10 protein-coding genes are annotated in these 10,238 nt (G+C 67.7%); 5 read left to right on the top strand and 5 right to left on the bottom strand.

What is annotated here, in order from left to right; genetic code table 11:
* Positions 1–25: 25 nt before the first annotated feature.
* From AC5Y7V_RS21120 to AC5Y7V_RS21110, 3 genes are all read right to left on the bottom strand, one after another.
* Positions 26–2,653, bottom strand: a complete 2,628-nt coding sequence (locus AC5Y7V_RS21120) for a helix-turn-helix transcriptional regulator (protein ID WP_499881982.1) — start codon at positions 2,651–2,653, stop codon at positions 26–28.
* An 83-nt stretch (positions 2,654–2,736) separates the two neighbouring features.
* Positions 2,737–4,521, bottom strand: coding sequence for a protein kinase domain-containing protein (locus AC5Y7V_RS21115; RefSeq protein WP_499881981.1), 1,785 nt, complete (start codon positions 4,519–4,521; stop codon positions 2,737–2,739).
* Positions 4,522–4,599: 78 nt separating this feature from the next.
* Positions 4,600–5,496, bottom strand: a complete 897-nt coding sequence (locus AC5Y7V_RS21110) for a peptidylprolyl isomerase (protein WP_499881980.1) — start codon at positions 5,494–5,496, stop codon at positions 4,600–4,602.
* Between the two features lie 107 nt (positions 5,497–5,603).
* On the opposite strand from AC5Y7V_RS21110, the gene AC5Y7V_RS21105 reads away from it, so the two are divergent.
* The 5 genes from AC5Y7V_RS21105 (at position 5,604) to AC5Y7V_RS21085 (ending at position 9,266) form a co-directional block, all read left to right on the top strand.
* Positions 5,604–6,266: an MBL fold metallo-hydrolase gene (locus AC5Y7V_RS21105; RefSeq protein WP_499881979.1), complete on the top strand. Its 663-nt coding sequence runs from the start codon at positions 5,604–5,606 to the stop codon at positions 6,264–6,266.
* Positions 6,263–7,528 (top strand): histidine--tRNA ligase, encoded by a 1,266-nt coding sequence (hisS, locus tag AC5Y7V_RS21100; RefSeq protein ID WP_499881978.1) that lies wholly within the window; start codon positions 6,263–6,265, stop codon positions 7,526–7,528. The genes AC5Y7V_RS21105 and hisS overlap by 4 nt, the downstream gene beginning before the upstream one ends.
* A gap of 114 nt (positions 7,529–7,642) precedes the next feature.
* Positions 7,643–8,398: a hypothetical protein gene (locus AC5Y7V_RS21095; RefSeq protein ID WP_499881977.1), complete on the top strand. Its 756-nt coding sequence runs from the start codon at positions 7,643–7,645 to the stop codon at positions 8,396–8,398.
* A 74-nt stretch (positions 8,399–8,472) separates the two neighbouring features.
* The gene (locus AC5Y7V_RS21090; protein ID WP_499881976.1) at positions 8,473–8,781 is read left to right on the top strand and encodes a hypothetical protein; all 309 of its coding nucleotides are present in this window, start codon (positions 8,473–8,475) and stop codon (positions 8,779–8,781) included.
* An 8-nt stretch (positions 8,782–8,789) separates the two neighbouring features.
* The gene (locus AC5Y7V_RS21085) at positions 8,790–9,266 is read left to right on the top strand and encodes a hypothetical protein (protein WP_499881975.1); all 477 of its coding nucleotides are present in this window, start codon (positions 8,790–8,792) and stop codon (positions 9,264–9,266) included.
* A 1-nt stretch (position 9,267) separates the two neighbouring features.
* Here AC5Y7V_RS21085 and AC5Y7V_RS21080 read toward each other — a convergent pair whose 3' ends face one another.
* On the bottom strand, positions 9,268–9,714 hold the full coding sequence (locus tag AC5Y7V_RS21080) for a DUF6636 domain-containing protein (protein WP_499881974.1): 447 nt from the start codon (positions 9,712–9,714) through the stop codon (positions 9,268–9,270).
* Positions 9,715–9,750: 36 nt separating this feature from the next.
* Positions 9,751–10,167 carry a DUF6636 domain-containing protein gene (locus AC5Y7V_RS21075; protein WP_499881973.1) on the bottom strand — a complete coding sequence of 139 codons (417 nt, stop codon included), beginning with the start codon at positions 10,165–10,167 and terminating at the stop codon, positions 9,751–9,753.
* Positions 10,168–10,238: the final 71 nt, after the last annotated feature.

Here is a 10,238-nt window from a genome sequence, read left to right as displayed (position 1 = left end):
CGACTACTGCACTTCGAGCAGCTGACTACTGCACTTCCTCGTGCGCGCCGCGCCTCGTCAACAACGATGCGAGTTCCTCGCGGCTGCCGCTCCCGGTCTTCGACATGGCCCGGTAGATGTGACTTTCGACCGTGCGCACGGAAAGGGTCAGTCGCTCGGCGACTTCGCGGTTGGATAACCCCTCACCGATCAGCATGACGATCTCCCTTTCGCGATCCGTCAGCGGCAGGGGCAGGTCGGCTTCACGGAGCGCCGGAGTCCACGCACCGCCACACCTTTCGGCCAGTGCGCCCGCGCGTGCCGCACATGCGAGCGCCGATCCCCGCATGCCCCGGCTGCGAAACGCGAGGGCAGCCTGGGCGGCGGCGTCGACGGCCGCAACAAGGTCACCCATTCGTTCGAATTCTTCTGACGCCGCGGACAAGCCGGCGGCGTCGCCATCGTTCAGCGCGGCCGAGAACCTCGCGGCGACCTGGGCGCGCGGTCCCTCGACGAGCGTTTCGAGCTCGCGCAATCGGAGCAAGCCCGAACAGTCGCCGAACTGAGTAGCGGTCTGCAGGCAGACCGCCTCCTCGGCGAATCGGCCCTCGGCCGAGGATCTTTCGGCCGCCGACAACACGATCGCGATGGCCGCGCTGACGGCACCCTGGTTGGCGGTCACCCACGCTCGCGCCAGGCTCCGTTCAAAGTCGAGCGATCGGAAGGGGCGTCGCTGTTCATCGAGGGCGGCGAGCGCGGTGGCCGCCTCCGCGGTCGAACCGCACATCGCGAGCGCCATCGCGCGCGCGACGTTATAGCGGTATCCCCAGCCCGAAGCGTGCGAGGCGGACAGTCCCACCGCCGCATGCTCGAGCAACGCACAGGCCGAATGTAGGTGACCGGCGCCCAGGGCGGCCCGGCCCGCCACGGCCGCACCGAGCAGTTGGGCCGCTCCCGGAAGGTCCGAAGCCTCGCGGCGCACTCGCTCGGCCACCCGCAGGGCTTCGGCGACGTCTCCCGACAGCAGTAGGGAGCCGACATGGGCGTCGCCGATGTTGAACCTCATGTGCGGAGCGTCGAACAAGCGCGTCGCAAGGTCGTAGCCCTTCTGCGCGACTGTCACGGCCTCGGTGGTGCGTCCCGCATCTGCGGCCATGGCGGCTAGCGCCCAGGCGATCTCGGCGCCGACGACGGCCGGTAGGTCTTCCAACACAAGCGTTTTCGACGCTTGCGCGGCCAGCTCCGGTTGGTCCGTCGCAAACCAGTACACCGTGAGGAAGGCGTCGATGTAGCCGCGGGCGTGCGGCGAGGCGGTGTCGGATGCCTCGTCGATGATGTCTTTCGCGCGCGCCGGGTCGCCCAGCGCCCAGAGCATGTTGCTGGCCCGTAGGAAGGCATATCTGGCACGGTCGACTTCGGTCAACTCGCCGGTGCGAATGCCGGCGAATACCGCTTCGGCGTCATCGCCACGCCCCATCCACGAAAGCGCGTGCGCGCGAACGAAGTTCGGTTCTGGTCCCGCTCCGCCCCGGATGGCCGCCGCCGCAAGCCGATCGGCAAGGGGCAGATCCGCCAGCCACACCGCGCCGTGGGCCGCCCTTACCAGCAGATCTGTGTCCGGCGCGAGGTCGGAGTCGAGACTCAATGCGGCGCGGCGCACCAAGACCTGAATGTCGTTGCGGTCGGCGGCCGCGGCGAGCTCGGCGGCGACCAGCCCGCGCAATCGCCGCAGCCGGGTGGGCGCGCCTCGCCTGCGGCGTACCTCACCGTAGAGCGGATGCGCCACGCGCGCTTCCATGCCTCCGGCGACGGCCTCAAGCGTGATGAGCCCGCGGCTGTCGGCCTCCTCGACAGCGGCAGGATCGCTCAGCCGCTCCAGCACCGCCAGCTCGATCGGCTCCCCGACGGCCAGGACGTCAATCACATCGCCGACCGGCGCCGGCAGGGCCCCGATGCGCGATTCGATCAATTCGACCAGCCCCGGGGGCATTATCGGATCGCCGATCCACCGCCAGTAGCCTTGCTGCTGCACGATCCGGCCGTCGGCGACCTCTTGCTCAACGATGTTGCGCAAATATAAAGGGTTGCCGCGAGTGAGCTTCCACAGCCGTTGAGCCGCAGCCGGATCCAGTGGTCCGCCCAGGGTCGCCGACACGAGCGCGGTGGTGTCTTCTAACGACAGCGGGCGCAGGTCGAGCCGCTCGAGCTGACCGACCCTCCAGATTTCTTGTACCGCCGCGGGAATCGGTTCACCGTCGAGGACGGTGAGTATTGCTTTCGCCGCGCCGCGCTGCACGATCTGGTGCACAACGAATGCGGACAGATCATCAAGGAAATGCGAGTCGTCGACACACAACACCACCGTGGCGCCCCGGGATGCGGAAGTCAGCGACTCGATCACCCCTTGCAACAACTGGATGGTGTCGGTGACACCCGAGGGCGCCCAGGCCGAGAATGCGCCAAGCGGAATCGAGCGCGCCGTAGATGTCCCGGCGGCCCAGCGGCATTCGCATCCACGCGACTCGGCGGCGGCCAGCGCCTCACGCGCGAGCCGGCTCTTGCCCACGCCCGCCGCGCCGTAAACGATGATGCCGGAAGCGTCCGGGGCCGAGATGGCGGCCTCGATGTCTGCGGTCTCCTCCGAGCGGCCGGTCAGCGGCCACGACAAGCGCACGCGCAAAGCCTAAGAGCGCCGGAAGAGTGAATGGGGCGACTTTGCCGAATATGGGAACGCCGGAGAGCCAGTCGGGGGGTGGTCTAGCCCACGCGCACGGACGTGATCGTGACGGTGCTCGTGGGCATGCCCCTGGTGCGGTTGCCGGCCACCCCCACCTTGGCGATCTTGTCGAGGGTGGCCAGGCCCGCCTCGTCGACGGAGCCGAACACGGTGGACGTCGGCTCGATCTCGGCGTCGCGGAAGACCACGAAGAACTGGCTTCCGTTGGTGTTGGGCCCGTTGGTGGCCGTCGCGAGGGTCCCGCGCGGATAGATCACGGTTGCCTTGAGCGCCGGGTCATCGGCTTTGTATTGGTCGGTGGGGTATTCGTCGGCGAATTCGTAACCGGCGCCGCCGCCGCCGTCGGCGTCGGGGCCGCCGAACAGCAGGGTCCCGCCCTCCGGCTCGTCGATCATCCGCCCGCACACGGTGTTGTCGTAGAAGCCCTGCTTGGCCAGGCTGACGAAGCTGTTCACCGTGCACGGGGACTCGTTGTTGGCGAGCTGGACGCCGATGTCGCCGAAGTTGGTCGAGATGACGGCGTGGATCGGGGACGGTTCGGTGGCGACCCGGCCCGTCGGCGGCAGGTTTGCGGACTTGCTCGCCGGATCCGGCGACGGCGGGTATTGGCAATTGGCGCCGAGGTCGGGCGGGGCCGCGAACGCCGGCAGGGGCGGCACGGTCGCGCCCGCCGCCGACGTCGGCCCCTGGGCCGACCCCGGGCGGGCGGGGACCCTGGCGCGGCTCGGGGTGGGGGAGGCCGCGTTGTTCGTCGAGCCGTGGGTCTGGGTCACCAGCGAAATGACCAGGGCCACCACCGCCGCGAGCGCGACGAGCGACCCGCCGACGATGCCCAGGGCCAGCCGCCTGTTGAAGCTCTTCGCCGGGATCGGCTGCGGCACCGGTTGCGGCTGCGGCGCCGGCTGCGGCTGCGACGCCGGTTCCACAGCGGAGGGCGGCGCGACGAGTGGCGCCACGAGTGGCATGACGGGCGGCGCGTCGGTGGCGGTCAGCGCTGCCCTGGCGGCCTCGGCGAGCTCCATCGCCGACTGGTAGCGAGCGTTGACGTCCTTCGCCATGCCCCGCGCGATCACCGCGTCAAGGGCCGGCGGGACGCCGGGCACGATGATCGACGCTCGCGGTGGCGGCGTGTTCACGTGCGCGTTGAGCTGCTCCTCGAGGCTGTCGCCGGGGAAGGGCCGGCTACCGGTGAGGCACTCGTAGAGCACGCAGGCCAACGAATACACGTCGGCGCGGTGATCCGTTGTGCCCCTGAACCGTTCGGGCGCCAGGTACGCCACGGTGCCCATCGTGGCGCCGGTGCCGGTGAGCTCGGTGTCGGTCTGCGCGCGGGCGAGGCCGAAATCGATCAGGTAGACGAAATCTCGCGCGGCGGTCACCAGGATGTTTTTCGGCTTGATGTCACGGTGGATCAAGCCCACCGAGTGGGCCGTATCCAGCGCCGCCGCAACCTGTTCGATCACCGCGACGGTGCGCTCGGGGGACAGGCGCCCACCGCTTTGCACGATGTACTCCGCTAGGTCGCGCCCCTCGATCAGCCGCATGTCGACATAGAGCTGGCCGTCGATCTCGCCGTAGCCGTGGATGGGCACGATGTGCGGATCGTTGAGGCCGGCCGCGATGCGTGCCTCGCGGCGGAACCTTTGCTGGAACTGATTGTCCTCGGCCAGATGCGGCGGGAGCACTTTGAGTGCCACGACCCGATCGGTGGCGGGATCGTAGGCGCGGTACACGCGTCCCATGCCGCCCCGGCCCAGCAACCCCATTATTTGGTAGCGGCCGAACGTCTCCGGATCCACACTCACCCCACGAACCCTAAACGGTGGAGCAAGTGAGTCTGGTGATTCTCACTAATCCGCGGCCGGTGTTGCGGCCTTGCGGCTTTAGTCGAGCAGCAGCGACTTGATGGTGACCTCGCTGGCCGGCGCCCCGTCCTCGCCGCCGCCGGCGACGCCGGCCTTGGCGACCTTGTCCAGGATGGCCAGCCCGTCGGCCTGGATGGTGCCGAACACGGTGTACTGCGGCGGCAGCTGGGAGTCCTTGTAGACCATGAAGAACTGGCTGCCGTTGGTGCCGGGTCCGGCGTTGGCCATCGCCAGGGTGCCGCGCGGATAGACGACCGGCTGTTGCGCCTTGGGGTCGTTGGGCGGGTACTGATCGGTCGGGTACTCGTTGGCGAATTGGTAGCCGGGGCCACCGGTGCCGTCACCCTTTGGGTCGCCGCATTGCAGCACGCCCAGCGAGTCCGAGGTGGTCAGCCGGTGGCACTTGGTGCCGTCGAAGTACTTCTGGCCGATGAGGCTGGCGAAACTGTTTACCGTGCAAGGTGATTCGTTGTTCGCCAGCATCAGCCCGATGTTGCCCTGACTGGTCGACATGCTCGCGCTCACCTGGGCCGGGTCCGTCGGGACCTTCCCGGTGCGTGGCGGCTTGACCTGCTTGGCGGCCGCGTCCGACGACGCCGGGTATTGGCAGTTGGCGCCCAGGTTGGCCGACGGCTTGAACGGCGGCAGCGGCGGAACGGCCGGCGTCGGGCCGGGCGTCGTGCTCTCCGGGGAGCTACTGGCGGCGGTGCTGCTGGTCGGCGCCGCGGTGTTGGTCTTGTTCTCGTGCTTGGTGTTCACGATTGCGATCACCACGGCGACGATCACGGTCACCGCCGCGACCGAACCCCCGGCGATCACCACGATCCGGCGCCTCTTGGCCTGCTTCTGGCGCTTCTCGAGCTGGCGTTCGAGTTTGCGCTTGGCGTTGGCACGTCGCTGTTCATTGGTCGGCACGGCCGGAATGCCTCCATGGTTGATAGGTCGGGGCCCGAGATTGCCAGCCCAGGCTAATGTGGGCGCGGTGACCGGTGTCAATCGGGTCCCGTGGGAAACTGGGAACCGTGTTGATCACTGGATTCCCCGCCGGCATGTTGCAGTGCAACTGCTATGTGCTGGCTGACCGGCCCGGAAGCGACGCCGTCATCGTCGATCCCGGTCAGCGGGCGATGGGCGCGCTGCGCCGAATCCTGGACGAGAACCGGCTGACCCCCGCCGCGGTCCTGCTGACCCACGGGCACATCGACCACATGTGGTCGGCGCAGAAGGTTTCCGACACCTTCGGCTGCCCCACCTACATCCACCCCGAAGACCGCTTCATGCTGACCGACCCGATCCACGGCTACGGCCCGAAGCTGGCGCAGCTGGTGACTGGCGCGTTCTTCCGCGAGCCCAAGCAGGTGGTGGAGCTGGACCGCGACGGCGACAAGCTGGACCTGGGCAGCGTGACCGTCAACGTCGATCACACGCCCGGGCACACGCGCGGATCGGTGGTCTTCCGAGTGTCGTCCGACAAGGACGTCGTTTTCACCGGCGACACGCTGTTCGAGCGGTCGGTGGGCCGCACGGACCTGTTCGGCGGCAGCGGGCGCGACCTGCTGACCTCGATCATCGACAAGCTGTTGGTGCTGGACGACAAGACCGTCGTGCTGCCGGGGCACGGCCCGTCGACCACCATCGGCGCGGAGCGGCGGTTCAATCCGTTCCTCGAGGGCCTGAGCCGGTGACGGAGTTCTCTGCCCCCAAGGGTGTGCCGGACTACCTGCCGCCCGATTCGGCGCAGTTCGTCGCGGTGCGCGACGGGTTGCTGGCCGCGGCCCGCCGGGCCGGCTACGGCGACGTCGAGCTGCCCATCTTCGAGGACACCGCGCTGTTCGCCCGCGGAGTCGGCGAATCCACCGACGTCGTCTCCAAGGAGATGTACACGTTCGCCGACCGCGGCGATCGCTCGGTGACGCTGCGGCCGGAGGGGACCGCCGGGGTGGTGCGCGCGGTGATCGAGCACGGCCTGGATCGCGGCGCGCTGCCGGTGAAGCTTTGCTATGCGGGCCCGTTCTTCCGCTACGAGCGTCCGCAAGCCGGCCGGTATCGCCAGCTGCAGCAGGTCGGCGTCGAGGCGATCGGCGTCGACGACCCGGCGCTGGACGCCGAGGTGATCGCCGTCGCCGACGGCGGCTTCCGCTCGCTGGGCCTCGACGGCTTCCGGCTGGAGATCACCTCCCTCGGCGACGAGAGCTGCCGCCCGCAGTACCGGGAACTGTTGCAGGAGTTCCTGTTCGGCCTCGACCTCGACGAGGAGACGCGGCGACGCGCGCGACTGAATCCCTTACGTGTCCTCGACGACAAGCGGCCCGAGGTGCGGGCCATGACGGCCGGCGCGCCGGTCCTGCTCGACCACCTGTCCGACGGCGCCAAGCAACACTTCGACACGGTGCTGGCCCACCTCGACGCGCTCGGGGTGCCGTACGTGATCAACCCGCGGATGGTGCGCGGGCTGGACTACTACACGAAGACCACGTTCGAGTTCGTGCACGACGGTCTGGGCGCGCAGTCCGGGATCGGCGGCGGCGGCCGCTACGACGGCCTGATGAGCCAGCTCGGCGGACAAGACCTGTCGGGCATCGGCTTTGGGTTGGGCGTGGACCGGACGATGCTGGCGCTGCGCGCCGAGGGCAAGACCGTGGGGGAGACCACGCGCTGCGACGTGTTCGCGGTGCCGCTTTCGGAGCCGGCGAAGCTGTCGCTGGCGGTGCTCGCCGGGCAGCTGCGGGCCGCCGGCGTCCGCGTCGACATGGCTTACGGCGACCGCGGGCTCAAGGGCGCGATGCGCGCCGCCGACCGCTCCGGCGCGCGGATCGCGTTGGTGGCGGGCGACCGGGACCTCGAGTCCGGGACCGTCGGGGTGAAGGACCTCGGCTCGGGCGACCAGGTGTCGGTGCCGCTGGATTCCGTTGTCGCCGAGGTGCGTTCGCGGCTGCGACAGAACTAGGGGAGCGCGGCGGCGAGGCCGGACAACGTGATCGGCGGAGGGCCCTGCACATAGATCGGTTTTTATGATACAAACGATCTCAATTCCATGTCGACGTGAGGGGCGCGCAAAGTCATGACGCCATCGCAGTACGTCCACGAAAAGCTTCAGCTGGCGCTCTGGGGCTGCGGCATCGCGTTCGGGGTGTTGTTCTTCGTCGGACTGATGCCGTTGTCGGGCTTCATTCCGCCGCCGTCGCCCCAGCTGTCCGGCGCCCAATTGATGGCGGAGTTCGGCCCCAGGCTGGTGTGGGTCAAGCTCGGAATCGTCGTGGGGCTGCTGGGCAGCACCCTGTTGGTCCCCTGGTCGGCGATGGTCGCCCTGCAGATCTCTCGTATGGAGCAGGGTCGCCGCGTTCCGCTCTGGGCCATCTTCGCGTTCGGCGCCGGCTGCGTGAATGCGGTGGCCTTCATCCTGCCGTTCATCTTCTGGGCCGGCGCCTTCTACCGCCCCGACCGCTCGCCCGAGCTGGTTCAGCTCATCAACGACATGACGTGGCTCGAGTTCCTGATGTTCTTTCCGACCTTCAGCATGCAGCTGTTCTGTCTCGCTATGGCCGGCCTGACGCAGCGGCAGGGGCCGCAGGTGTTCCCCCGCTGGTTCCTGTATCTGAATCTCTGGATGGCAACGATCGGTGGGACTGGGCTCGCGTGCATTTTCTTCTTCTCCGGACCGTTGACCTGGAACGGCATCATCGGATTCTGGCTGCCCGTCGGGTCGTACGTCCCGTTTCTCGTCGTCACGTTCATCCAGTTCTATCGGGCGATTCGCGCGGAGAAACACTGCTACGAGGCCCTGGATTCAACTTCGCCGGCCGAGGCGGCCACCTAGTCCGGGTAGGCGCCGATCTCAGCGAATCGATCCGGTGCAAGAATTTCGCAAGCGGCCGGCGTTACATTGCGGTCATGGCTACCGCCCTGAAGAAAGTGGTTGCGGCGGCGCTGTTTTCGGGCGGCGTCGCGGTGGCTGGTTTAGGGTTGACCCCAGGAACCGCCCACGCCGACAACTTCACCGTGCCGCACGACTGGTGTCCGGGGAAGCCGCTGCCGATGCCGGATGTCCGGTGGGACATGAACGTCTGCCACCACTGGTACTGGGTCCCCGTCGGCGGCATGGGCAACGTCGGCCAGTTCGTCTGGGAGGGCGACGCTCCCCGGCAGCCGCTCGGACCGCCGCCGTGCTACGGGGCGCCCATCTGCTTACCCGGGTTGTAAAATTCGCCATGCCCAAATTTGCTGCCCGCTCGATCGCGGCGCTCACCGCGACAGCCGCCGCCGTGATTGCGCATGCCGCGGTCGCCAACGCCGATCCGGCGGATAACACGCCGATGCAGACGGCACGCGGCGACTACGTCGGAGACTGGCAGAGACACCTGAGCATGCTGACGATCGCGCCCGACGGCACCGGGACGATCCTGCTCGGGTCCAGCGCCCGCGACGGCGAGAGGTGGACGATGCGCTGGACGCAGGGCGACGGCCCGGGTCTCGGCATCAGGCTGGAGCAGCGCATCGGTGCCTGGGGCGACGGACTCGGCGGCGACATCAACGAGCAGACCGCGTGGAAGGCCGAGCTCGTGGTGGCCCCCGACGGTGTCACCGTCCTCCACTTGGCCCACAACGATGCCGAACTGACCGATGCCAACGCAGGTGACATCTGGTGCTCACAGAAGTATGGCTACAGCCACTTCTGTGGCGCCTGAATCAGCCGACCTGGTAGGAGTCGCGCGAGAGGCGGAAGAAGTGCCCGGTTTTGGTGTTGGTGCAAGTCACCCCCGAGGGTTCGCTAGCGCAGGTGAGCACGCCGAGCGTTCGCGACTGGCCATAGTCGAGTACGGGCCAGGAGGACGGAAGTAGGGACGCGTATGCGTCGCAGCCCACGTCTGGCAGGGGCCTTGAGGTGTTCAGAATCGCCGCAACACCGGTTGCCGACGTTTTGCACGTTCCCGGTGTCTGAAAGGTGTGGTCGGCAAGATCGCACTGCACATTGTTATTGCCGTTGGCGCCCGGCACCAACAACATCGTGCACGCGATGTTTCCCGACGGTGTTTGAAATTCGATCTCATCGTTGTCGGCGTGTGCGGTCGCGGCCAGGCCGACCGCCGCCGCAGCACTCGCGATCGACAAGGCCGCGATCATTTTGCTTTTCATAGCTGCTCCTTTTTGAAACGTGCCCCGGGGACTCGATCAGCCCACCTGGTAGGACTCTGATGACGCCTGGAAGAAATGACCGGTGCTGCTGTCGGTGCATGTCACGCCGGATTGCTCACTGGCACAACTGATCGCGCCCAACGAGCGCGTCTTTTGCCCATAGTCGAGCGTGGGCGATATCTGCGTTTTGTTGGCACCGACAACACACGGCGCGTCCTTCGGCGACGACGGCGATCCGCCCTGCCACAGCGCGAATTGCGGCCATGCGACCAAGCCGCCCGATCGGCATTGTTCCGCGTAGGTGGCGTTCGCGATGGTGCAAACGACTCCCGGGTCGGTCCCCTGGGCATAGCCCATCTTGCAGTGGATGTTGCCCGACGGGGACTGAAAGTCGTAGCCCTCATCCGCGTGTGCGGCGGCCGGAAGGCCGATGGCTGCCGCGACCGCCGTCATCGCGACCAGGGCGAGCTTTGTGATTGTCATAGGGGTGCGTCCTTGATCCTTGTGCGATTCTTGCGCGGCCT

This window comes from Mycobacterium sp. NGS34, from assembly GCF_059812845.1.
Note: the sequence above shows the minus strand (reverse complement) of the source record. Positions and strands in the feature narration are given on the sequence as shown.

Coding starts and splice junctions, on each gene's coding strand:
- AC5Y7V_RS21095 (WP_499881977.1), top strand. CDS start 7,643: ATGACGCCATCGCAGTACGTCCACGAAAAGCTTCAGCTGGCGCTCTGG.
- AC5Y7V_RS21090 (WP_499881976.1), top strand. CDS start 8,473: ATGGCTACCGCCCTGAAGAAAGTGGTTGCGGCGGCGCTGTTTTCGGGC.
- AC5Y7V_RS21085 (WP_499881975.1), top strand. CDS start 8,790: ATGCCCAAATTTGCTGCCCGCTCGATCGCGGCGCTCACCGCGACAGCC.
- AC5Y7V_RS21080 (WP_499881974.1), bottom strand. CDS start 9,714: ATGAAAAGCAAAATGATCGCGGCCTTGTCGATCGCGAGTGCTGCGGCG.
- AC5Y7V_RS21075 (WP_499881973.1), bottom strand. CDS start 10,167: ATGACGGCGGTCGCGGCAGCCATCGGCCTTCCGGCCGCCGCACACGCG.